This window comes from Haloarcula japonica DSM 6131 (assembly GCF_000336635.1).
Classification (GTDB): Archaea; Halobacteriota; Halobacteria; order Halobacteriales; family Haloarculaceae; genus Haloarcula; species Haloarcula japonica.
On the sequence record NZ_AOLY01000045.1, the window covers coordinates 59,277 to 83,596 of the forward strand.

19 protein-coding genes and 2 pseudogenes are annotated in these 24,320 nt (G+C 54.2%); 13 read left to right on the forward strand and 8 right to left on the reverse strand.

All coding sequences use genetic code 11. The features are described 5' to 3' along the window. The first annotated feature begins 687 nt into the window (after positions 1-687). Positions 688-1,323, forward strand: a complete 636-nt coding sequence (locus tag C444_RS20150; RefSeq protein WP_004594957.1) for a DUF7344 domain-containing protein — start codon at positions 688-690, stop codon at positions 1,321-1,323. Positions 1,324-1,381: 58 nt separating this feature from the next. Here the strand turns inward: C444_RS20150 and C444_RS21525 are convergent, their stop codons facing one another. Further along, positions 1,382-2,527, reverse strand: coding sequence for an alpha-D-ribose 1-methylphosphonate 5-triphosphate diphosphatase (locus tag C444_RS21525; RefSeq protein WP_080509739.1), 1,146 nt, complete (start codon positions 2,525-2,527; stop codon positions 1,382-1,384). 700 nt (positions 2,528-3,227) lie between these two features. Here C444_RS21525 and gfo6 point away from each other — a divergent pair. Beyond that, positions 3,228-4,298, forward strand: a complete 1,071-nt coding sequence (gfo6, locus tag C444_RS20160; protein WP_004594959.1) for a D-xylose 1-dehydrogenase Gfo6 — start codon at positions 3,228-3,230, stop codon at positions 4,296-4,298. A gap of 971 nt (positions 4,299-5,269) precedes the next feature. Here gfo6 and C444_RS20165 read toward each other — a convergent pair. Beyond that, on the reverse strand, positions 5,270-5,605 hold the full coding sequence (locus C444_RS20165) for a winged helix-turn-helix transcriptional regulator (RefSeq protein ID WP_004594961.1): 336 nt from the start codon (positions 5,603-5,605) through the stop codon (positions 5,270-5,272). 136 nt (positions 5,606-5,741) lie between these two features. Between C444_RS20165 and C444_RS20170 the strand changes: the two genes are divergently transcribed. The 4 genes from C444_RS20170 (at position 5,742) to C444_RS20185 (ending at position 8,936) form a co-directional block, all read left to right on the forward strand. Further along, on the forward strand, positions 5,742-6,380 hold the full coding sequence (locus C444_RS20170; RefSeq protein WP_004594963.1) for an NAD(P)-dependent oxidoreductase: 639 nt from the start codon (positions 5,742-5,744) through the stop codon (positions 6,378-6,380). Between the two features lie 107 nt (positions 6,381-6,487). Continuing rightward, positions 6,488-7,246 carry an AzlC family ABC transporter permease gene (locus C444_RS20175; RefSeq protein WP_004594964.1) on the forward strand — a complete coding sequence of 253 codons (759 nt, stop codon included), beginning with the start codon at positions 6,488-6,490 and terminating at the stop codon, positions 7,244-7,246. Then, positions 7,239-7,553 carry an AzlD family protein gene (locus C444_RS20180; RefSeq protein WP_004594965.1) on the forward strand — a complete coding sequence of 105 codons (315 nt, stop codon included), beginning with the start codon at positions 7,239-7,241 and terminating at the stop codon, positions 7,551-7,553. Before C444_RS20175 ends, C444_RS20180 begins: the two co-directional genes overlap by 8 nt. Positions 7,554-7,721: 168 nt before the next feature. Continuing rightward, the gene (locus C444_RS20185) at positions 7,722-8,936 is read left to right on the forward strand and encodes an ABC transporter substrate-binding protein (protein ID WP_049909674.1); all 1,215 of its coding nucleotides are present in this window, start codon (positions 7,722-7,724) and stop codon (positions 8,934-8,936) included. Positions 8,937-8,997: 61 nt separating this feature from the next. Here C444_RS20185 and C444_RS20190 read toward each other — a convergent pair whose 3' ends face one another. Then, positions 8,998-9,555: a helix-turn-helix transcriptional regulator gene (locus tag C444_RS20190; RefSeq protein ID WP_004594969.1), complete on the reverse strand. Its 558-nt coding sequence runs from the start codon at positions 9,553-9,555 to the stop codon at positions 8,998-9,000. A gap of 25 nt (positions 9,556-9,580) precedes the next feature. After that, on the reverse strand, positions 9,581-10,237 hold the full coding sequence (locus tag C444_RS20195) for a hypothetical protein (RefSeq protein ID WP_049909675.1): 657 nt from the start codon (positions 10,235-10,237) through the stop codon (positions 9,581-9,583). A gap of 335 nt (positions 10,238-10,572) precedes the next feature. On the opposite strand from C444_RS20195, the gene C444_RS20200 reads away from it, so the two are divergent. Continuing rightward, positions 10,573-11,538 carry a hypothetical protein gene (locus C444_RS20200; protein WP_239641349.1) on the forward strand — a complete coding sequence of 322 codons (966 nt, stop codon included), beginning with the start codon at positions 10,573-10,575 and terminating at the stop codon, positions 11,536-11,538. Between the two features lie 233 nt (positions 11,539-11,771). Here C444_RS20200 and nuoB read toward each other — a convergent pair. Continuing rightward, a pseudogene (gene nuoB / locus C444_RS20205) lies at positions 11,772-12,540 on the reverse strand (NADH-quinone oxidoreductase subunit NuoB); the annotation flags it as partial. A 140-nt stretch (positions 12,541-12,680) separates the two neighbouring features. Here nuoB and C444_RS20210 point away from each other — a divergent pair. Both C444_RS20210 and C444_RS20215 read left to right on the forward strand, forming a co-directional pair. Further along, positions 12,681-13,298 carry a helix-turn-helix domain-containing protein gene (locus tag C444_RS20210; RefSeq protein ID WP_004594977.1) on the forward strand — a complete coding sequence of 206 codons (618 nt, stop codon included), beginning with the start codon at positions 12,681-12,683 and terminating at the stop codon, positions 13,296-13,298. 1,043 nt (positions 13,299-14,341) lie between these two features. Then, positions 14,342-15,586 carry a Cdc6/Cdc18 family protein gene (locus C444_RS20215; RefSeq protein ID WP_004594978.1) on the forward strand — a complete coding sequence of 415 codons (1,245 nt, stop codon included), beginning with the start codon at positions 14,342-14,344 and terminating at the stop codon, positions 15,584-15,586. Positions 15,587-16,105: 519 nt separating this feature from the next. Here the strand turns inward: C444_RS20215 and C444_RS20220 are convergent. Further along, on the reverse strand, positions 16,106-16,462 hold the full coding sequence (locus tag C444_RS20220) for a HalOD1 output domain-containing protein (protein WP_004594979.1): 357 nt from the start codon (positions 16,460-16,462) through the stop codon (positions 16,106-16,108). 491 nt (positions 16,463-16,953) lie between these two features. On the opposite strand from C444_RS20220, the gene C444_RS20225 reads away from it, so the two are divergent. Further along, on the forward strand, positions 16,954-17,424 hold the full coding sequence (locus C444_RS20225; protein ID WP_239641351.1) for a hypothetical protein: 471 nt from the start codon (positions 16,954-16,956) through the stop codon (positions 17,422-17,424). A gap of 27 nt (positions 17,425-17,451) precedes the next feature. Here C444_RS20225 and C444_RS20230 read toward each other — a convergent pair whose 3' ends face one another. Beyond that, positions 17,452-18,051, reverse strand: a complete 600-nt coding sequence (locus tag C444_RS20230) for a TetR/AcrR family transcriptional regulator (RefSeq protein ID WP_004594981.1) — start codon at positions 18,049-18,051, stop codon at positions 17,452-17,454. 489 nt (positions 18,052-18,540) lie between these two features. Between C444_RS20230 and C444_RS20235 the strand changes: the two genes are divergently transcribed. The 3 genes from C444_RS20235 (at position 18,541) to C444_RS20245 (ending at position 23,736) form a co-directional block, all read left to right on the forward strand. Continuing rightward, positions 18,541-20,475 carry a COG1361 S-layer family protein gene (locus tag C444_RS20235; protein WP_004594982.1) on the forward strand — a complete coding sequence of 645 codons (1,935 nt, stop codon included), beginning with the start codon at positions 18,541-18,543 and terminating at the stop codon, positions 20,473-20,475. A 27-nt stretch (positions 20,476-20,502) separates the two neighbouring features. Beyond that, the gene (locus C444_RS20240) at positions 20,503-22,995 is read left to right on the forward strand and encodes an efflux RND transporter permease subunit (RefSeq protein WP_004594983.1); all 2,493 of its coding nucleotides are present in this window, start codon (positions 20,503-20,505) and stop codon (positions 22,993-22,995) included. A 144-nt stretch (positions 22,996-23,139) separates the two neighbouring features. Then, a complete protein-coding gene (locus C444_RS20245; protein ID WP_004594984.1) occupies positions 23,140-23,736 on the forward strand; it encodes a TetR/AcrR family transcriptional regulator in 597 nt (198 codons plus the stop codon). A 179-nt stretch (positions 23,737-23,915) separates the two neighbouring features. Here C444_RS20245 and C444_RS20250 read toward each other — a convergent pair. Beyond that, positions 23,916-24,308: pseudogene (locus C444_RS20250) on the reverse strand (LUD domain-containing protein); the annotation flags it as partial. Positions 24,309-24,320 lie beyond the last annotated feature (12 nt).

The window sequence follows — 24,320 nt, forward strand, 5'->3', positions numbered from 1 at the left end:
CTCTTGGTCTCGCTTCGTAGCCATACACGATTCCGGTTGAATACCCTGCATACTGAGTATGTGGTGAGTAATATCGCTCTTCCGCTCAATTCATAAAACGGGATTTCATCTACGTGTTCGGCAATCAGGCGACAAACGATCAACAACAGAAACTGTGGAGTTCGTAAGGCTCCGATTCCTGACGACAACCCAGAAGAGCATCTTATCCGGGACTTCGTCTCTGCAGGAATTCTCTGCATCCAGATAGCTGTTCAATTGACACTGATAAGATTGCGTTACTTGTAGGGCCCATAGATACGGAGGATATACGCTACGATTTATCCTGTACAATCTCAAGGAATCGAGTAACGTCTGAGGGTAACAGAGGGACGTCTCAGGGCTTTTCACTGGTATTCTATGTATTTTGAGTATCTCAATACACACTGTGTCAGACTTTTATTATGGACTATCGAAAATCGATTCAAAGAGCACTGTTACACCCAGAATACCCAAACAACTACTGACTACCTCGACAGTAATCAAAGAGAAATTATCTAATCAATTACATAACAAAGTATTAAGTGGCAAGGTGATGTTGATTTGAAATGCTGGCTGACAGCGTAACGCTCCGTCGATACAGCCGGGGGGCTGTGTGAGCGCGATTCCAGACGGGTGGACGATGTCGCAGCACACAGGAAGTGGGTAAATATGGGAGTCAAAGACACCGCACAAACGAAAGCAGAACCGGATAACCAACTAAGCGACGAATCTGTCCCATCGCCAAAAGGGAAAGAAAGCAGTGCGGACCAAGCGGCGTCACAAGAGCAGGACGATTCGAGTGCATCTTTAGACGTTATTTTTGAGATACTGAAAAACAGCCGCCGCAGAGAAGTCCTCCATTTTCTTCGAGAACGAGGCGAACAGGTCTCCCTTGGAGAGCTCGCAGAACATGTCGCGGCCATCGAGAACGAGACTACAACTGATGCGTTGACGTCAAGTGAGCGCAAGCGCGTGTACGTCGGACTGTACCAGTGCCATCTCCCAAAGATGGACGACATCGGTGTCGTCGATTTTAACCAAGACCGGGGCCATATCACCCTTACCGAGAAGGCTGACGACTTCGAGAAGTACCTCAACCGCTCTGAAGAGGAGGAAGAAGGTCGACAGTGGTATCAGTATTACGTGGCCGTCTCGATGCTCGGTGCGATGGTATTAGCCGCCTCTGTCGCCTTTTCACTTCCCGGGAGCATGGTTTTAGGTCTGTTCTCCCTAGTAGTGGGTGTTGCAGGCGCATGTTCGGTGTATCACTGGTCAGTTGAGCGGGAAGAGCCGGACAGCGAGTAGCCCGATAAGAACGGTTTGATTCCACACGCAGTTTTACGCAGTACACGTCACGAGTAGGCTATGCAGAGCAATACACTTCGTCGCCGGCAACATATGTTCGTGCTATCGATGGAACCGGGTCTGGATCAACGATAATAAGATCAGCCCTTGCCCCACACTCCAATCGGCCACGATCGTACAGGCCGGCAGCGGCAGCTGGTGCAGTAGAGACACGTAACACCCGGTCTTTGAGAGAGTCACCGTTTTCGATGAAAACAGAGCTAAGCAGGGATTGGGGACGGAAGTCACTACAGAGAATGTCGACAACACCCTCTCTGATTGCCTGAGACGCATCGGGCCCGTCCCACAGACTCCCACCGCGAACTACATTCGGTGCACCCATCGCAACGACCAAGTTTAGCTCGGTTGCACGCTGCGCAACACGGTGGGAGAGCGGATATTCACTTATGTCTACCCCGATATCAGCGGCGTTGTCCACACTCGAAACGGTTTCATCGTCGTGTGAGGCGACTGGGATATTGCTATTGCTCGCTAGCTCGGTGATCTCTCGTGCACGCGAAATTAGTTCTATTTGGGAGACACCATTGCGGCGTGTTTCGAGGGACTGAAGGCTTGACTTTGAGACCCCATCCGGGAGATTATAGCGTTGTGTAAGTGTATTCTCGCCAGCGAACTGGCCCGTTCCTGGAATGTGTGAGACAAGAGAAACGAGATCACCCCCTGATTGTATTTCTTGCGAGACGGCGTCGACAGCCGTTTTGTTGGTGAGTTCACACCGCATATGGAGTCTGTTGTCGACCCTGGCGCCGGTTTCGTAGTTGAAAGCCCGAATATGCTCGGCCAAGCGACGGGCTAATTCGATACTCCGGTTATCGTCTGGGACGTCTTCGAACGCAATGGCATGAAACTTTGTCGTAACTCCCGCACTGGCATTGGCAATATCACACCGGTCCAGAGCGACAGTCGTGTTGACGCGCTCGCCAGCTCTCGGAAAAAGATGCCGTTCGATATCATCACCGTGAAGATCAACCAATCCAGGGAGGACATACTTTCCCGTCGCATCAATATCCGGGGAGTCATGAGATTCTGCTTCCACTGAGACTATTTTTCCATCCGAGAATACTACTGTCCCGTTCTCAATTTCGCTGGTCGGTGTAACAACAGTTCCTCCCGATATCAGTGTTCGGTTTGCATTGTTTTTCATGCGATGTGGCTCCCTGTAGGGTTTACCAATGTGTTTACAATCGACTTCGCCAAAATATGAATATGCGCTTACTACGGCTATGCTACAGTCAAATATAGAGTACATATTTATATGTAATTGACAGCCCTGGCTGTTGTGCTAACTGAAATAATGGAGAGTTTGTCAATCATCATTTATTAAAGACAGACCTAGGACACTCCGACAGTTCTCAGGTTTGAATAGGGTCTTAATCCAGGGAATTTAAACTAGAGTTATGTTCCATATAGTTTATTCAAATGTCAGACTACCCCAATTTGTAAGTGATGATTATATAATACCTTCATAGAGTGGATAATTTGCAGGTAATTTTGGCGGATTCATATCCATTAGGATACACCTACCCACATAATACCATATTAACAGTTTGAACGGGAGGTTTGAGCAGTGATTACTTTCTATTTTTTCCATAGTGAGAAAGGGTATAATAGCACCTACTGAGGGAGAGAGCCAGTTGTAACAAGATTTCAGCACGGTACAGTGACTGACCCCGGCGACGGCACCCACTCACCAGTAGGTCGGACACGAAAACAACCGAGCCCCAGACACCATCAAGACTCCGTCGGTAGGAGTTGTAGGAGCATTAATGTGTTACTACCACCGACATGGTGTTTGTCTGTTCAGAAACCGAAGTTTTTAGAGCCAAGGTTTAAAACACAGTTGTATGAAAGACTGGATTGACACATATGATGAGCGTGACTGGCAAACCACTACGGACGGAACGGTTCGCTATGCGCTGTTAGGACTCGGCTGGTGGACGATAGATCTAGCACTCCCCGCAATTCAGGACTCTGATTTAGGTAAAGTCACGACGTTCGTCAGCAGTTCCACGGAAAAAGCGGAACGCCTAGCCAACGAGAACGATGTCGATAACGGGATCAGTTACGAGGAGTTCCATGCTGGGAAGGCATCCGACGCGTACGATGCCATCTACATCGGAACGCCGAACGCCTTCCACCTGGAATATGCCGAGACAGCCGCAGAGTTAGACAAAGCGATCCTGTGTGAGAAACCGATGGAGTCAACAGTTGATCGAGCCCGGGAGATGGTGGATGTCTGTGAGGACGCCGACGTTCCGCTGATGATTGCCTACCGGATGCAGACCGACCCGGCCGTCAGGCGCGCCAAAGAACTCATCGAGGACGGGTTTATCGGCGAGCCAGTGTCAGTATACGGAAACAATAGTCAGCCCCTACTTGAGATGAATCCGAACACGGACCAGTGGCGGCTCGATTCGGAACTCTCGGGCTATGGTACGTCAGTGATGGACTTGGGGATTTACTCGATCAACACGACTCGGTTCTTGCTCGACCGGGAACCACTTGCGGTGCAGTCACAGATGAGTTCCCATGCAGATGCTTTCGAAGACGTGCCTGATGAACGCTCTGGGGCCCTGCTTGCGCTGGAAGACGGTGTCAAGATGGTCACGACCGACAGCCAGAATGCCCACGACGATACGCAACTGAAAATAACGGGGACGGACGGACAGATCGAGCTCCGCCCAGCGTTCCACGGGAAAGCGAAACTCCACCTGTCTCGAAACGAGACCACAGTAACTGTCGAACACGAGAGCTTTGACGCCGAGGACGAGATGCGAGAGGAGTTCGACTACTTCGCCGACCGTATCCTGACTGATGCTGAAATCGCCCCGGACGGCCGCCACGGGCTTCAGGATATGCGGATCATCCGAGCAATTCACGAAGCCGCCGAAAGCGGCGACGTCGTCGAGTTATAATTTAATCGATCGGACTGGCCTGCTTCTACTCCCGCTCGTTGTTCTGAAATTTATCTTTAAGCCGATAAGCTGTCATGTTAACCCGGCTAAGGTTGACGACAGCGCTACCGCGGTCCATGTTCAATATAGATGAACAGTACTGCCCCGAATCTTAGTTTGAGCTCCACCATGTCGGGAAGCCAGTGATTAGTGGCAGAGAATGCGCTGGTTATTCAACCGATTGGTTGGAGTGACTCAGTGGTGAAAGCTCGTTAAACTGGTCTACCCTCAACCGCTGTCGGGTTGCTCTGTGATGATTTATTTGTGAGTCGAATACTTAGGGAGAGCTGGAAGATCACGAATGGGTGCCTCAGATGAGTGACCCGGCTTCTATTACCCAGATCTGGTTAGTATTCTGACCCGATAGCCAAACTCAGGAATAGCTCGTACGAAAGTTTTCAGTGCAGTACACCAAGTATTACCCAAAAAGTTAACATATGACGTGGGAAGCTAATCGTAATAACATCTGTACTGCTGTTATATTAGTGGCACTGGGAGGCACCTCCAACCACTCAAAGGCGATAGATATTGCAGATTTGTTTTTGATACAATCATTCCGGATCCCGCTGTTGGTTATATCTAGTACGTATGCTAATGTGGGATATAGGTTGTTTTGAGTTTTATTCTTATTATAAGAATTCCGTGTTCATCTACCCCACCCCTAGTCGCCAACAGTGTGATTCTACCAACGTCATATTCATTCTATATTCATATTTGGCCATAATAGTCATGAATACTTCATTTTCACCGGTATTATAACTAATCTTTCTCAATCAGCCGTAATTAATGGCTCCCAATTACAGATAATAGGTGTAGTAAACAGACCCAGCAGGCTGATTGTGGAATTTTTCGCCGCAAGGAAGTGTCGTTCATCGTTCACTGCGGTAATGACTTGGCCAGTGGGCCAACGCACTTAATCAACCTCTTTTTGTTCAATTGGCATCAGAAATCCACTTCTCGCCCCACTCGTGGATTTCATCAAATGCAGAGAGGAGTTCATCACCTTTCGGCGTCAGCGAGTAATAGACCGCAACTGGCTTCCCTTCAGCGACTCGGCGTTCGACGTACTCGTTTTCTTCCAAGTCATCAAGCACACGGGACAGCGTTTGTGAGTTCGCATCCGTCGCACGCTTGAGTTCGTTGAACCGGAGCTCGCCCTCCCTGAGAACGTGAATTACCGTCATCCGCCAGCGGGACCCGATCTCTTCAAGCGTCTGGATGACCGGACAGTCCCCGTACTTCGATTCGAGGGCATTGTTCGATGACATCGATGTTACTTGGTCAAGGCTACGTTCGCTGAGTTATATTAAGCTCATGTTCCAATACCAAGTAAGATGATGTGATCGCAGTTCCGGATTCACGTACCGGTATCGCGTCGCAATCATCGGCAACTGCACTCGAAAAATGGACGTACTACTACTCGGAGCAAGCGGACGAATCGGACAACGAACAGCGGCAGAACTCCTCGAGCGTGGCCATTCCGTCACTGGAGTCTCCCGTAGCGGTACGGTCGAAGGGATAGACAGCGACGAGTTCGTCGCCGTCGCGGGCGATGCGACCGACCCTGGCGACATCGCGAAGCTCGCGACGGGCCACGATGCGGTGGTGTCGGCGCTGGGGCCGAGCGACGACGAGTCTGCCGAGGTCCTCACGGAGATGATTTCGGCGGTCGTCGACGGACTGCGCCACAGCGGCGTTGACCGGCTCGTCTGGACCGGAGGTGCCGGCGGACTCAGAGTCGGACCCGAAACGCTTCTCATCGAGACCGAGGACTTCCCAGCGGAGTGGGAGCCGGTCGCCCGGGCCGCCATCGAAGCGTACGACATACTCAGCGAGGCCGACGACCTAGCGTGGACCTACGTCGCACCGGCCGCACTGATAGAGCCCGGCGAGCGGACCGGCCAGTACCGGACCGCCGAGCGCGAACTCGTGGCTGACGAGGAGGGAGACAGTTACATCTCGATGGAGGATTTCGCCATCGCTCTCGTCGACGAACTCGAAGCGGAAAACGCGGTGCACACCTACCTCGGTACCGGGTACTGAGAGCGTGCGTTTCCAACACCGTTTAGTCTGCTAGCCGTTTCGAATCAAGTGACGGCCCCGTGACGACGGTGTCGCGGGGCTGCCGTACGTGGAGTGTCCCTACCGAAATGTCCACCACCGACGAGCAAACGGAGCAGGACGTGGAGAGCATCGAGACGGCGGCCTCAACTGACGACGCCCCAAACGCAGTGACGTTCGACCGGGCCGGGATACGCGCCGGGTTCGTGACCTGTCTCCCGGTCGCGCTCGGCGTCGCCGGCTACGGTATCGCGTTCGGCGTCCTCGCAGACCAGGCCGGGCTGAGCGTCGCGGAGGTGGCGCTGATGAGCGCGACCGTCCTGGCTGGGGCCTCCCAAATTATCGCCGTGGAGTTGTGGGCGGACCCCATCCCAGCCGCGACGGTCGTGCTCGCGGTTTTCGCAGTGAATCTACGGTACTCGCTGATGGGGGCCGCCCTCCGGCCGTGGTTCAAGCATCTGTCCGGGATACGCGTCTACGGCAGCCTGTTTTTCATGGCCGACGAGAACTGGGCGCTGACGATGCGGGACCTCACCGGCGGGAGTCGGCGGGGTGCGTTCCTGCTCGGGAGCGGGCTCGCTATCTGGGTGTTCTGGGTCGCCTCGTCGGTCGCCGGCGTCGCCGTCGGCGGCGTGATAGACGACCCCGCCACGTTCGGGCTGGATTTCGTCCTCGTGGCGACGTTCGTCGCGCTCGCGGTCGAACTCTGGGACGGCGCGTCGACGGCCGTCCCGTGGGCGGTCGCGCTGGTGACGGCGCTGGTCACTACAGAGGTTCTAGCCGGCCAGTGGCACGTCATCGCGGGTGGCGTCGCCGCCGCCGTCGCCGAGGTGGTTCGCCGTGACTGACCCACTCGCGATCAACCCAACAGTTGTCGCGGTTATCGCCGCGATGGCTATTGCGACCTATCTCACGAAGGCCGGTGGCCTGTGGCTGTTAACACGTATCGGCGTCAGCGACCGTGTCGAGGCCGCCTTGGAAGTGCTTCCGGGGGCGATTGTCGTTGCCGTTCTCGGGCCGGAACTGGCCAGCGGTGGCCTCCCAGAGTGGCTTGCCGGGAGTGTTGTCGCTGTCGTCGCCTGGCGGACGGGGAATATATTCGTGGCCCTGGTCACGGGCGTCGGGGCTGTCATCGCATTCCGTGCTATACTATAATGAAAAGCGACCGTTTGAGAGAAAACACTTCTCAACTGCTTTCTCTCTACTGCTTTGACTGGTGGGATGATTAGTGCAGCGTCCATGAAGACATCTTCCGGTAAACGTAGCCGGTCGCTGTTCGGTTAATCCGAAAGTCATATACAATATATTAGGCCTACCTAAAACATGGACGAGACAGGCGATGCAGGGAGTTTCACACGACGAGATTACCTTGCTGGTGGTGGTGCACTGCTCGGAACGTCAGTCATTGCCGGCTGCTCCGGTAACGGTGGCGAACCACCCAGTACAGGGACATCGAGCGACGGGGGAACAGGTACGTCAATGCCGACAGATGACGGCTCCTACACTGCCTCACTTTCTCCCGTCGGGGAAGTCGAGTTCAACTCCGTCCCGGAGAACGTCTTCACGATGTACAATCAGTATGCAGACATGTTAGTCGCACTCAACCACGGTGACGCGGTTAATTCGATGTTCGTCCCGGACATGGCTGGGCCATCGATGAACCACTACTACGAGCGGCTTTCTGGTGTCTCTTTTGATTGGGAAGGCCTTCCAAACCCCTACGATAACTTCAGCAAGGAGTTCTTCTATAGCCTCGGTAGCGACGTTCACTTCCTAGACCCCGCATGGGCGATTTCCCAGGAGAACTGGGATACGGGCGATATCGAGGAAATTGTCGACAATGTCGGTCCCTTTTTCGGGAATTTCTACAGCGGAACACACGGTGACCCGCAAGAACCCTACAGTGAGAACTACCAGTATTACACGCTGTGGGAGCTTTTCGGTCGTGTTGCCACCGTGTTTCAGGAACGAAAGCGTTACGAGCAACTCAGAGCTGTTCACGAAGAACTCATCGAAACCATCCGGACGAAGCTTCCACCCGAAGAAGATCGACCGACCGCAGTTCGGGTTACACTTGGCGACGGCCAATTCTGGACGTACCACCTGAACCGGCCAGGGTTCTGGCTCGCCGACACGCGTCCGCTTGCAGCCAACGACGCCTTCGGCGATGAAACGTGGGACGGTCTCTGGGGTTCGGTCGGCTATGAAACGATGCTAGACGCGGACCCTGACGTGATCCTCCACCTCTGGGGAATGACACCTCGCTACAACATGGACGATGTCCGCGAGAGGCTTACGTCACACAGCGTTGGAAAAAATCTCGCGGCGGTCAAAAACGACCGCGTGTACGCACACGGAATGCGGTACCACGGCCCGATCATGAATCTCTTCCAGATCGAAATGACCGCAAAACAGCTCTACCCGGATATCTTTGGCGAGTGGCCGACCTACGAAAACGGGGATCACTATCCAGAGATTCCATCGGAGGAACAACTTTTCAGCCGTGACCGTGTTGCCAAGATCATTACGGACGGATAACTTCGGCTGGTTTCAGCAATACTGTCGCCGAATGGAGTAAACCGCCCGATCAACGTGGGCTTCACGACAAGATGACGACGTTGCCGACGCCGCGCCGCTTCCGTTCGATGAGGTCCTTAGCTTCGAGCGTATCGAGGGTCCGGCTGACAGTCGCCTTCGAGAAGTCCGTGCGGTCGACGATTTCGCTCTGTGGAAGGACCCCATCGGCATCAAGCATTGTTTCATAGACGATCTGTTCGTTGCTCGCGAGGCGATTTGCAATTTCTTCCCATTCCTGCCGGCGAGCTTCGAGTAGATCCGCTGTGGGTGCGTGGTCATGGTCAGCTTCCGGCGACCGAGTGTCCGTCGAGTCCGTAGCAGACCCCGATGAACCACGTTCGACACGGAACAATGTCACTGCACTTGCACCGGAGGCGAACGCAGCTACTGTCAGTACGGCGATGTTGACTGTTCGGATGGACGGCCCCAGTGACCCTGATTGGACAGTGGTTTCGCCGATTCTGACTGTGGCTACTGCCGGCGCAATGAGATGGCCGGCCAGAAAAAACACCAGGGCGGTTGAGGTAACGAAGACGCCCGCGGAGACAACCTCGCGACGTTGGAGGGTGTTTTCGAGCATTGTTGAGACCAGCGATGTGTCCGGACTACTCCGGTACCCCACGGAGTCGGACGAACGCGTCTATCCTCTCGTTTCGGATATCGACGACGGCACTGTATCTGGTTTCCCGATCGATCGGGTCAACGACGACCAGTACACGGCGATCACTCAGTCGCTGCTTCACCCGTTCAATGACGACGACCCCTGCAGTCGGGCCGTTCCGAACGGTGAAGGCTGACTCGTTGACTGTGGCGAGATCGTGCCACGTCGCTGTAGGATCTGCACCGACGACCGCGGCCCTCTCGCTAGCTACCCCGCGCGGAACCGGCCGCATCGTGTACACTGCGTCGGCCGGTGATGTAACGGTATCGGCGACCGGCCCGTCCGTCGTGATAATCCGCTTGGCTCGCGCTCGCTTCGAGCGGGACAATTCGGGCGGCTCCCGCGGTGTGGCCCGTACAACGGGACTCCTGTTGAGATTCGTAATCTCGATGTGGTTGACAGTTCGGATATCCGATACCAGAACGTCAGTGGTTCTGCCGCTCGTTTCGACGAGTGCATCGTCTTCAATAGCGAACTCGTATCCGGTATCAGCTGTCGCCGTGGAGGCGATGCCAGTCGCGGTTACGAAGACGGCAATACTCATACTGAGAACGGTGAGCGAGAGGACCAACACCAGACGGGACCGTCTAACCGACTCCATATCCGTCGTGACCGGACGTTTTCGTATGAAAGTGCTGGTTTTCAGTGAGTTGAAACGAATAGAACAATCTCCGAAACGCGTTTCAGATCCGTTTCACTCCCGTTTCCAATGGGGGTTTACAATGGTTTTCGTATAATCTCCTTATGCCGTGATCGAGCCAGCACTCACAGCGAGCGCACCGGTCCACAGCATACGCTCGGCCCTCCACTGCGAACTCGGCCCGCCGCTACGGGCCTGGCTCCACCGTACTGTGCTGCCGACCGCGCTCGCGCATCCGGCCCGCTCACCGCCTAATACAATGAAACGACAACTTCCCCGCCATCGGAGTGATGCAGATGCATCGTGACTATCGACTCGCAGCGTACGCGGTTGCGGTATCGGCCCTCCTACTCACTGCCAGCGGCGCAGCCGTCGTAGCCGATGGAAGTGCAGTACATGCACCATCCGAATCGCCCTCCTCTGAGACCACATCCAATGAAACGACCAGTAGTATCACAGTTACGAACTCGACGGCGTTCGAGGTGACAACGGTTGCTAACGAGAGTGGCACAGTCACGTTCGATCAGGGCGACAGGACCTGTGGTGGTGGGTTCCGTATTGACACCCCGAACCGAACTCGGACTGACGTACAGGTCGACGGAGTCACCGTGACGCTTGTCGAACAGCACGGTGGCGAGCCGTTCGACCAGATCAGCCGCGAGGAGTTCGCGTCACTGGTCTGGAAGGAAATAGCAGGATACGCGGGGATCGGCGCGTACGATCACATCGAAGTTCAGGTCAACCAGTACTACGAGACGGTCGCCCGGGACGAACCGTTAGACACTGTCGGCATCCACGCCCGCCCCGTGGACAATTGCCTCCCAGCTGTCGAAGGTGAAGTCGCCCTCAACAGTCAGTCGGTGACTGTCCGTTCGCGCCACTCGGAGCTCGAAGGCCTCGATCTGAACATTACAGATACGATCGGCGCTCTCAACGAAAGCGAACGGGACTCTATCGAACGGCTCATCGAATCGAACGAACGCTCCAGCTACGCCATCCAGACGGAGTTCGACGATCCGGACACGCTGGATGCGACCGTCGTCGAAGCAACGGACGCCAGCCGTGTCAAACTCGAACTCACACGGCCAGACGGCGGTCGTACGGTCGTCGTACGAATCGATCTCGAATCGGAAACCGTCGTGCGAACCTGGACGAGGGTCGCAGTTGAGCGGATTAACGGTACCGAATCGGTAGCGGTCGGTAACCACGATGAGAATGAAACGATCTCGTTCGAAGTGAACTACACTGAAGCAGCGTCGTAAGATCCGAGCTGGTCGTTCAGGACGCTATTGGGTTTCGGTCACACTCACCGGAACAGCAATTACAGCCGGACCGAAGCCACACTACAGGTGCGTAGTCGGAATCGTACGGTCAAATCCGCGTTCTCGTAACGGCGCGGTGAGTCAGTGCGAGCCAGTCCAGTCGTACCGCATGACGAGGTCGTCCTCGTCGATCTCGCTGGCGAGTTTGTCCACGAGCTCGTCCTGTTCGAGGTCGCCGAACTGCTCCAGTTNGTACCGCATGACGAGGTCGTCCTCGTCGATCTCGCTGGCGAGTTTGTCCACGAGCTCGTCCTGTTCGAGGTCGCCGAACTGCTCCAGTTCGTAGGGTTTGACCGTCACCGGCGAGGACTCACCTTCGGCGATGCGCTCTTGCAGCTTGGCGACGCCGTAGATGAGTGCCTCAGGGCGGGGTGGACAGCCCGGGACGTGGATGTCGACCGGGATGACCTCTTCTGCGCCCTTGATGACGTTGTATCCCTCCTGAAACGGTCCACCGGAAATGGTACACGACCCCATCGAGACGACGAACTTCGGCTCGGGCATCTGGTCGTAGACGCGCTTCATCCGCGGCGCGAACTTCGAGACNCACGACCCCATCGAGACGACGAACTTCGGCTCGGGCATCTGGTCGTAGACGCGCTTCATCCGCGGCGCGAACTTCGAGACGATGGTCCCAGGGACGATAATCAGATCTGCCTGTCGCGGTGATGCCCGAGGGACTCCGGCAGCAAAGCGGTCGAGATCGTGTTTCGTAGCGAGAGTTCCCATCATCTCGATGGTGCAACAGGCGATGCCGAACTGCAGCACGAACATCGAGGACCCTCGGACCCAGTTCATGAACACGTCGAATTTCGTGAGAATGAACGGGGAGGAACCAAGCACCTCCCGAAGTGTAGAATTAAATCGGTTATCCGTGTTTCTGCCGCAGCGTATCCGCTCACCAGACTGTGTATCGTCCACATTCCGTTGATCACTGCTCATGAACAGCTACGGATAGATAGTGGGAGCGGATACGCGAACTGTCGTACACACTAGTGTATTTATGTAGGATCCGCTACCAGGGCTCGTCCGTGAGATATCTCCGCTTAGAGATCCAATACGCACCGGAGTATCAGCGGCCGATGCACCGCTTTATGACCGAAAGCGATGCAATCAAGCGCGAATGGCTCGTCACGTGGAAAGTCGGTGTCGAGGACGGGATCGCCTATACGTTGTTTTATATCGTCGGCGATCGCGAACCCTACGAATCAGCCCTTTCTGCGGTTAAAACCATGGAAAGCTACGATATTACACCCGTTCGAGACGAGGCGTTCTACGCGTTCATCCGTGGTCGAGAGACTGAACAATCACGACAGTTCTACACGGCGTTCGAACAGCCGACGCTAATGGTGGTCCCACCGGTTGCCTACCGACCGCACGGAGTCGTGTTGTTCGATGTCGTCGGCGAACCCGCCACTCTCGAACAGGTCCGGGATGCACTTCCAGACGGAATAACGGTAAGCGTCCGGAAGGTCGGCGAATACGATGCCAGCCCTGGTACATTCGCCATTGGCCTCACTTCACGTCAGCGCGAAGCACTCGCCGCAGGACAGGACGTCGGTTACTACGACGTCCCGCGAAATGGGAGCGTCGAGGACGTCGCCGAGGAACTCGGTTGTGCCCCGAGTACCGCATCGAATCATCTCAGAAAGGCACAGGCGCGGCTTGTTGAACGCGTATTTAGAGAACAAACACGATAGAAGCAGCAAATACGGATTCACCACTCAGTACTAAGCTGCTCAAATAGGGGGAAGTGGTAGAACGTAGCGGGTGGGTTATTTCCCGATGACTGAGAACCGATGACTGAGAAGCGGGCCATCGCCGATGTGTAAGAAAGTACGATTCAGCGATAATCTAGATCCAGTGGCGGTCGCGGCGGATGAACAAGAGCCATGCCGGATTGTGTATTCTATCTGTATTTGCCATTTCAATTATTTCGTTGTCAGGTGTTCTGTGGTAGACCAATCTGGAAGGAGATTATAGACCGTGGGTAAAGTCGTATAGTTCATGCAGCTGCTTCCTGGATCGTCAAGCAAGTAGTATGATACAGCGAACACCACAGTGTCTGCAGTAAAACCACGACTGATAGTCTCTATGGCCCGTTTACTGCGGACATTGTGGCGTCTGACCGTAATGGATAGTGTATACTTCTGAGTGGACACCACGATGTCCGCTGTTCTACTGGCCGTTTGAGAAATCATGAAGCAATTACTGCGGACATTGTGGTGTTGTTCGTTCCTGGAGACACCACGATGTCCGCTGTTCTGGTGGGGATGACAGGAAAACAGCGGACATGGCGGTGTGTGCTAAGACAGTAGAAACACTATGAATCACCTATAGAGTGGCTGAAGGATGTAAAACAATCAAACAGTAGGAGGGAACACTCCCACCCCACTTTGTCCGCTGTTCTTCGAGAAGGGCAGGGTGGGGGAAGGAAGGAACGGGGATATCTGGTTCGGATGTAGTTCGCCTATGCTAGATATATCTATGAGTAATGCTGTAGTGTCTTCGTCTACAGCCTTCTAATTACATTACGGTCTAGCTCTCCACAAGCCATTATAAACTTTTCCCTAATTCATAGTTCACTTCTTTCACCCCCTCCCACTCTTTTCTAGTTACTGCGGACATAGTGGGGTGGGAGGGTTCCACCATTTATTTATAAGTAATAGAACAGCGGACACTCCGGACACTGCGGACAGGGGTGGTTTTATGTGGGTTCCTTCCAATAAATCAGGCAACGACTATGGGGATGTTCGAACGCGACACTGAGATCTACTTGGACCGGGATGCGCTTCGAGAGGACTATCAGCCTGAGAATCTCGTCGGGCGTGATACTGAACTAAACCGGTATCGAGCAGCTCTTCAGCCCGTAATCAACGGTGAACAGCCTAACAATATCTTCCTGTACGGTAAAACAGGGGTCGGGAAGACTGCCGGCACGCGGTATTTGATCGACCATCTCGAAGAAGACGCAGCGAAATACGAGGATATCGATCTCACGGTGAAGATGCTAAACTGTGATGGCCTCTCCAGTAGTTATCAAATCGCTACCCGACTCGTCAACGAATTCAGGGACGAAACGAGCCAGATCAGTACGACGGGGTATCCTCGTGCAACGGTGTATGACATGCTGTGGACCGAACTCGACTCCTGTGGCGGGACTATCTACATCGTGCTCGACGAAGTTGACCACATCGAAGACGACAGTATTCTCTATCAACTCCCGCGTGCGCGAGCGAATGACAATTTGAGTTCTGCGAAGATCGGTATTATCGGTATCTCGAACGACTTCTCTTTTCGCGATGACCTCTCCCCGAAAGTCAAGAGCTCACTCTGTGAAGAGGAAATCCAGTTCCCCGCATACGACGCGAAGGAGCTGATCCAGATCCTGCAACAACGCGCTGACGTAGCGTTTCACGACGGCGTCCTCGAAGACGGAGTTATCGAGCTGTGTGCTGCGTACGGAGCGAAAGACGCCGGTGACGCACGGCAATCACTCGACTTGCTCATGAAAACGGGCGATCTGGCCCGAGACAAGGATACGGATACGATTTCGGAAGATCTCGTTAGAGAGGCCCGCGACGTTCTGGAACGAGGCCGGATTCAGGAAGGTATTTCGGGACTGACCCAACACGGTCATCTGGTCGTGTACGCTATGGTTACGCTCGATCAAGAAGGAAAGACGCCGGCCCGAACACGGGATATCAGGCCTCGATACACGAACTTCGCCGAAAAGGCAGGGATCGATCCGCTTGTCCCACGCCGGATGCGTGATCACCTCGGCGAGCTGTCGATGTTAGGTATCATCTCGGCAATCGAGCGGAACGAGGGACGTCGTGGGGGAACCTATCGCGAGTATTCTCTCGAGATGGACCCGGAGATGATTCTTGCAGCACTTGAGAAGACTGTCGACGATGTTGGAATCCACAAATCCGTCACTAACCTCGTTGATAGCGAAGCGACGCTTTCGGACTTCCAGTCCACTTAGGAACGGCGGACATGGTGGTGTCGAAACCGATTGACACGTAGCGGTTTTCAGGACATAGAACAGCGGACACAGTGGTGTTGTCGTGGGCGATTGGAAGCTTACGTATTTACTCAAATAGCGTGTAGAACTACGGACACGGTGGTGTCTAATAGTACCGACTCTACCTTTGATGCGATAATAATTACCGTGGAATCTATCGATATTACTTTTGAGAATCAAATTTGTATACTATGTTTGCAGCTAACTCCCCCTTTCAGGAGGATATACGGATTCTAGTTTTCCGCGTCAAACCACTGCTTGTTCGAAAGTCAGAGATTATCTCGTCCAACACTGGGAACGAATCATCCATTTAACCTATCTCGTACAGTCCCTCAACAGCCTAATTGGACCGATTATTGTAGACTTTCGTAGTCTGGTGCTCCGGTGGTAAGAGTATGTAATCTAGGTCGTGGACATTTTGAGATATATGGACAGTGGAGTGCATATGCAAGGAGGACGAAATGTCCTGTAGCCTGGCGATTAGTTCTTTCTTGCACGGCTGCTGTCAGTGCCCGATAGCTGGATCACACCGTCAGCGTGAACTGTCACGATAATGTTACGGTATCGAAAGGTAATGTTCTGGCTCGCTGATCCGATCGACTGGTCTGGCTGTGTACCGAATAGTAGTGTTTCAATGGCATCGATATCGATGTAGTCGTGCAACGGCGACTCACGATCCATTTCTGTTCCCGTCTGATCGGCAACGGCCTGAACAATGACCGTAGCAAGCTCTTGGTCGCTGGTTGGATTGTACTGAACTTCAGTTAGAGTGCCGCTCGTTGCCGCAAATAGTCTCTCATCCCTATCAGCCTCATCGCTCTGGCTGTTGTCGTTCATCTATCTAGTAAACAACTGGAACGTACATATAATACATGTATGAATATTCGGGTATGGTAACTGCTATCTCCAATTCAGTCTTGTACACACTACTAACTATTTTGCTAAGCTATACGATATAGCTATACCGTATCGGTCAGTCTATGCACATCCGATGAACCCATTCGTGGTCAGAGTGAGATGTATGTGATAACAATTGTCATGAAGTAATCGATAGTAGCTGTCTGGTGAGGGTATCCGCCTCCATGCATCAACTACCTAGACGGCAGTTACTCGGAGTCGTGTGTTCGGGATTGACCGTACTAGCCGGTTGCAGCAGCGATCAAAATAGTGGGCCAGACGAAACAGAGAGTGGCGGCGGCGCCGAACCAACGCCTGAACCAGGTGAGACAACTGGCACGGATACATCGTCGGCCAGCGGAAACGATGACAGATCGACACAGTTCGGACAGGTCACGCAGTTCCCGGAATCGTATGCGATGACAGCCACCATGCAGTCTGAGGGTCAGACCGTCGAGATGACTGGCCGTTTTTATCAGGGGGACATGTACTGGTCGTTTGACCAGCAAGGACAACAGATGGAGATGTACCACATTGGGAACAGTACGTACACCGTTGCTGGGGGGCAGTGTCTCCGGGGAACGATGCAACAGGGGATGGACCGTGACGAGGTTGATCCGGGTCAGTTCTCCGACCAGCCGGAGGAAAACCCAGATATCACGCCGGTCGGCCGGGATACCATCGATGGCGAGGAAGTGTTGGTGTATGAAATCTCACAGGGCGGCTCTCAGGAGCCGGTTACATACTACATCCTCGCGGATTCCGGGTATCCGCGACGTATTGAAGCTGAGTCAATGAGATGGGATTTCCACTCGTGGGGCTCAGTCGAGCCGATCCAGAAACCCGAAGGAGACTGCCAGTCGATGCCCGGTGGCGGCATGACAGCTGACGGGGCCAGTTAATCGATCAACCAGACGTTACCCAGCGGGCTACTCGGAGAGTAAACAGTGCTCGATATACCGCCGAAATTCGGCTCTCACGTCGTCAATTGTGTCCTCGTCGCTGGTAATTCGTTCCGCCTGAATACCGACTAAGACCGTGTGAAACAGTGCGGCTGTCTGCGATGGGTCTTCGACATCAAATGCGCCGGCATCAACACCCGCTTGGATAACACGGGCGATCTGCTTTCGAATAAAGTCATCACTCCTGCGAAAGAGGCGGTTGTAATCATCGTCATGCGCTGCCTGCGCTCGCAGCTCAATCACAGCTTGAGAAAACTCGATATCACTGTTGCTGCTGGTCCCAAATATTTCGTCGATGATGACCTCGATGTACGCCTCAGGGGACTGGTTAGGAAGCGGGACCTGATTTTCGACCTGCTCAAGCATATAATCAAGCAGGTCTACCAGCAACTCGTCTTTATCGTCATAGTGGTGATATATAAGTGACTGACTCTTCCCGAATTCATCACCGATCTTCGAAATAGTCAGATCCGCATACCCATGCTGACGCAGTGCATAGAAGGTGGCTTCGAGGATCTCCTCGCGGGTCCCCTCTGGGTTCTCAAAAAATGATATCTCGTTAGTCATCTTTACATCGACCGTTCTCTGCTTGCGCGGTACGGTTCAAATCACTCACGGTTTTACTGTTTTCTCGTTGTCGGCCACAGCGCCAATCTGGGATATCGTTATTGGATTGAGTAACGGCAACGGTTCAAAGATAGCCATGTAATTGATTATATATTCAATAAGTATAAGTGTATTGTTGACTCTGCTACCCGCGATGTGATCCGGACTGAGTTCCAGCCCACTGTGTTCACATATCCATTGTTGTGAATCACCTCTCTAAGATCAAACAAGCCCGAAGCGACCTCTATTACGGATATTAACACAGGAGCTACAATCAAATAGCGTTGGTTTTGATGGATCAGTGTTCCTCTCGGGAACTGGAAGATACGAAAGCACTAAATGTGATTGAACGTTTATTCAACTACAGCACCATGCCAACTGGCAAACGAAGAATCTTGAGGCCGTATATGACGACCGAGGAACTGCAGATCGAATGGAGCCGCTACTAATATGGTATCGAAAGCACAGAAACTGCTACTCTTGGCCGTAGTTGGAATTGTCGTAACTAGTGGCACGGCAACCGCTGCGGTCGTTGGGAGCCCCGATATTGTTGCAACGCTCGAAGACGATACCGTCGCCCCTGGTGAGCAAAAGACCATAGAAATTTCGCTGGTCAATAGTGGCGATCTCGAAAGCGGCTCCGCACGAAACCCGGCATTAAATAGCGAAGTAACCACGGCAAAGGGACTCACTGTGTCACTTGGCTCCGGTGATGCGCCGATATCGGTCAAGAACTCGAAACGAAGCCTCGGCACGCTCCAAGCCGGACCGAAGACGACAGTCCCGTTTGCTATCAGCGTCGATGAAGACGCTAGCTCTGGAACGTACGAGGCACAACTGAGACTCAACTACAAGCACACAAGCTACATTTCCGAAGGAACGGGATCACGTGACGAAGACAAGAAGACCCGAACTGTTGACATCGAGATCGATGTCACTGATGACGCCACATTCAAGGTGACTGATGTCGAGTCGAATGCCCGTGTTGCCTCTACGGGCACGGTAGCGGTTAGCGTCGAAAATACCGGAGACAGCTCTGCGCGGGACGCCGCGGTAACGCTGGAATCCCAGAACCAGGACCTCGGAGTAAGTGGCGGCGAGGCGACCTCACGGTTTGTTGATAAGTGGGAACCGGGCGAAGTCCGGACGTTCAATTATCGTGTAAGTTCCGCTGAATCCGCAGAGCCGGAGCCGTACGGGTTTGAGCTGTCGGTCGCATTTGACAACGAGGACGGTCTCCGAACACAGTCAGTCGGACAATCTGTCGCAGTCGAACCCGATCCAGAACAGCAGTTCGCGGTCGTCAATTCAAGCAGCTCTGTCGCCGTCAGCAACACGGGAACGTACGAGGTTCAGCTCCGCAACACGGGCCCGCTGACTGTTGCTGACGCATCTGTTACGTTTGTTTCACAGAACGCCGATATAACGTTCGGCAAGAGTTCCTCAACAACAGCATATGTGGGCAACTGGAAACCCGGTGAAGTTCGGACCGTCCGAGTCGATGCAACAGCGAGCCCCGATGCCGAGGAACGAAGCTACGCGCTTTCGGCCAACGTCCAGTACGATGATCAAGAGGGCGATACCAGCACCTATGACGATGTACAGTTGAGCCTCAGTCCGGCACCTGAGCAAAACTTTGACGTGTCCAATATTGACACCTCACTCCAGGCCGGTGAAGACGGATCACTGAGTGCAACCCTCACAAACACCGGAACGCGTGATATCGAGAACGTCGTCGTCTCTTGGCAGAGCCAGCAGTCAACACTGTCGCCAAAAGAGACGCAGTACGCTGTCGGAGATCTCGATGCGGGCGAATCAGCCAACTTCAGCTTTGGCGTTGACGTGTCCAACAGCGCAGAGGCAGGCGCTCGACAGTTTGATTTCGGCGTGAGCTATCGCGACGATAACGGTGACAGGGTTGACGCAGATACACTCGAGATTCGTTCAACGGTGGATGGGAGTCAGGACGAATTCGACATCGAAATGCAGAACTCAACGCTCGGTGTGGGGCAAGACCGCTCGATCACGTTTACGATAACTAATACGAAAGACAAGACGCTGTCCAGTATTGAGGGGAAGGCGTTCGTCAATGATCCGCTCAGCAGCAGTGACGATGAAACGTTCATCGCTGAGCTGGAACCCGGTGAGTCAGAAACAGTTTCCGTCCAGCTCTCAGCGGGAAGCAATGCACTGGACAAGACGTATCCGCTCAATCTTGACTTCCAGTATGAGACTCCTGACGGGGACAAACGGGTTTCAGACACCTACAGCCTGCCGATAGAAGTCACCGACCAGTCTGGAGGTGGCGGAACGCCACTGTGGCTTATTGGTGGTGTTGGCCTCCTCGCGGTCGTTGGCGGCGTGGTCTGGTATAGGCGACAGTAACTCTCCGAGGCTAACGTATATGTCACAATGTTAGACTACCAGAAATACATCGACGTCCTTGACGATTGGATTGTCAACCGTGACAAGACAGTCGTCGCTGCGTTCATCGTTATGACCCTCGTTTTGTCGGCAGGGTTCGGCATGACCGCGACTGACTCGGGGACATCACAGTTCACTGAGGGCGTTCCTGCACAGGAAGCATCCGACGAAGTCAACGACAACTTCGAGCGTGAACCGTTCGGTGAAGGGACTGGCTCTACGACGCTAATCCAGAAGGACCAGAACGTCCTGTCGAAGCCGGCTCTCCTCAATATGCTGGAAGCCCAGAACCGGCTAAAACAGCGCGAATCACAGGACGTTGTCGGAACGACGAGTGTCGCACAGGCCGTCGCACAGACGCTTGACCCGGACGCGGAGACACTGCCTGAACAGATCGATGCCGTAGAAGCAGCCTCCCAGTCGGAAATCAAATCGGCTGCTCGAACGACGCTCGAGCGCCAGCCGGCAGTCGCAGGCCTTCTCAGCAACGACCTAAACAGGGAAGATCCGTCGGCATCGGCAACACTGACGACTGTTACACACGAGGTACCGGGTGTCTCAAGCAGTGCCGGGACAGAGGGGTCATCACCACTGACGCCCATTCAGCAGGAAGCGGAGTTTATCGTCAGTTCGGTCGACGGCGATATCTCTGTCTTCGGCAGTGGGATCATTTCTGCAGAACTGAGCAGTGTCATCGCTGATTCGCTGGGACTCGTCGTCCCAGCCGCCGTGGTCCTGATTCTGTTCTTCCTCATTATCGCGTACCGGGACCCGTTTGATCTGCTCATCGGCCTCGTCTCCCTTGCGATGGCAATTATATGGACATTCGGGTTCATGGGATGGGCCGGTATCCCCTTCACGCAGATGTTGATCACAGTCCCGCCGTTGCTTCTCGCCGTTGGAATCGACTTCGGGATTCACGCGGTAAATCGATATCGTGAAGAACGCGTCGAGGGCATTGAACCGACGCCTGCAATGCGGACCGCGACAGACCAGTTACTCCCGGCGTTTTTCATCGTGACTGGCACGACAGTGCTGGGATTCGCCGCCAACGGGACCAGTCAGCTTGGTCCGATCCGCGACCTCGGGTTTGTCGCTAGCGTCGGAATCCTATTTACGTTCCTTATCTTCGGTATCTTTCTGCCGTCGTTCAAGCACTTCATGGACCGGCAGCGGGTGCGATATGATCTCCCCGAATTCAGTACTGCTCCGATTGGCTCTGAGGACTCCGCAGTCGGTAAATCGCTGACTGTCGGTGTCGCAATCGCCCGCCGAGCCCCGTACGTATTCTTCGCCCTTGTGCTGGTCTCTACGGCAGCCATGGGGGCGTATGGGACTGGAATCGATACCCGATTCACCACTGAGGACTTCCTCCCACCGGAGGAGAACCCCGGATACGTCGAGGTCCTGCCGGAAGCTGTGGCTCCCAACGAGTACACAGTTACGAAACAGATAAACTATCTTGAGGACAACTTCGAGAGCGGCGAGAGTGATACAGTAACCGTATACGTCGAAGGGTCGTTGCAGGACGGAACAGCGCTAGAGGAGATATACCGAGCGAATCAGGACCCACCGGGCTCCTTTGTCACAGCCGGCGGGAGTGCAGATTCGACCAGCATCCTTACGGTGATTAACCGCTACGAGCGTGCTTCACCGGAGTTCCGACAACTCGTCGCACAGAACGATCAGAACGGTAACGGTGTCCCCGACCAGAATCTTCCGACCATCTACAGCGCGCTGTATGACTCACCGTACGGTGACCGCGCGGCATCGTACATGACTGACGACTACACGCGCACGCGAATCGTGTATTCTGTCGAGTCTGATGCGAGTCAACAGGAAGTGACAGAGGACACGAGAACCGTTGCTGATGAGTTCCGGATGGAGGCGACCGCAACCGGCAGCGTTGTGGTACTCAAAGCCGTCTCGGATGTAATCGCAGAATCGGCGTACATAAGCCTGGGTCTCGCAATCCTCGCGTCTGCAGTGTTCCTGTTGTTCGCGTACTGGCTACTTGAACGCCGTCCTGGGCTTGGGGTTGCGAACCTCATCCCGATACTGCTCACCATTGCCGCCTTGGCTGCGACAATGCGATATCTGGATATCCCATTTAACGTCCTCACCGGAACGACGTTATCGATCGGAATCGGGCTCGGTATCGATTACTCCGCCCACCTCGTCCATCGGTTCTCTGAGGAGTATCGTGGCGATACCCCGCTGCTTGAGGCACTCGACATTAGCGTCCGGGGAACAGGTGGCGCGTTGGCCGGCAGTATGGTCACCACGACATCCGGAACTGGAGTGCTCGTCCTCGCGGTCGTCCCGATCTTGGGTCAGTTCGGGTTGTTGATCGCCCTCAGTGTCCTCTATTCGTTTGTATCGTCCATACTGGTGCTCCCAACCTCGATCGTAATCTGGGACCGCAGCCGTGGAGCGCTTGGGTCGCTACTCTCGTCGCGCCAATCGCGGAGCGTGAACTGATGCGGTCCATTCACTTCGGCTCCTGCTCACTTGGGCCCGCTATGACCAAACTGACCAATTTAGTCAGAACCGTTCGGGGACAGCGTTCGAACAAGCGGTTCTGTACTGCCACCCCAGCCACAGTCAGGGAGGACGACTGTCTATATGACTAAAGAGAGCGACGCCCTGTGTGCAACTGAAAAGGAAATTATGCACGCAACTCACCGAGCGCTTGTTAACAGTGGGTACGCTGCGCTCTCGATATCACGTATCGCCGATGAACTTGACAAGGCCAAGTCGACGATATACCACTATTACGACTCAAAAGACGCCCTGCTACTTCAGTTCCTCAGATTCACCGTTGACCGATTCGAGGCGACAATCAATACCAGTATAGGTGACGATCCGAAAGAAGACCTCAACCACATCATCAGGACACTCCTCCCGAGTCAGCTAACCGAGGAGAAACGCCAGCTATACTGTGTTTTAGTCACGCTCTCCCCGCAAGCGCTGGAGCGGGCGATATTTCGCGAGCAGTTCACCGAAATCGATACTCGACTCGCGACAATCATCGAAAAAACTGTTCGCCGAGGCGTTGAGGCGGATGTGTTTCGCGATGTCGACCCGACGCACGCGGCAGAACACATTCTAGCAACGATCAAAGGAACAATGTATGGCCGCCTCACGACCAACCGTGAAGCCGCGACGGCCGCAGCGAAAGCGTCTCTGTTCTCGTATATCGACTCACATCTGGTTTCGTAGTTCCTGCCAGTCTGTCTCCTGCCGAATTACCTCTGGTACACGGTCTGGATCAAGCTCATCGACAGGCTCTTCTCCTGTAGACTACGAAGACTGAGAACGTGTCGAGAACCGGTGTTTTTCCATAACCGGAAAGGAAGAGCAGCGGAGTTGTCCACCGTACAATCCGAATTGTACTGCAATTAGTAGCCGAGGTGCTCTCGGATGAGGACGACGGTCGTGCGACCCTCTTCGAGTTCCTGGCGGAGGATGAGCTGTTTGGCAATCGCGGAGTCGACACCGTAAGCCTCCTTCGCGCGCTCGTTTTCGAGGGGGTAGGCGACGGTTTCCAGTCGATCGAGCGCGTCTTCGAGTGTCGGCACGATCTTGTTCACGCCACTGACGATGACGACGTTACTGGCCGCGAACGGATACGCCCCGATGCGGCTCCCCGAACGGTCTGCCGCGACGAGTTCGCCGGTCTGAGAAATGCCGTTGATGCCACCGAGGAAGTAGTCGGCCGTTTGCGACTTTCGGCGGGCGGCCTGTCGCTCTGCGTCGTCATCGATACCCCAGATCTCGTCGGGGACTGTCTCTTATACACATCT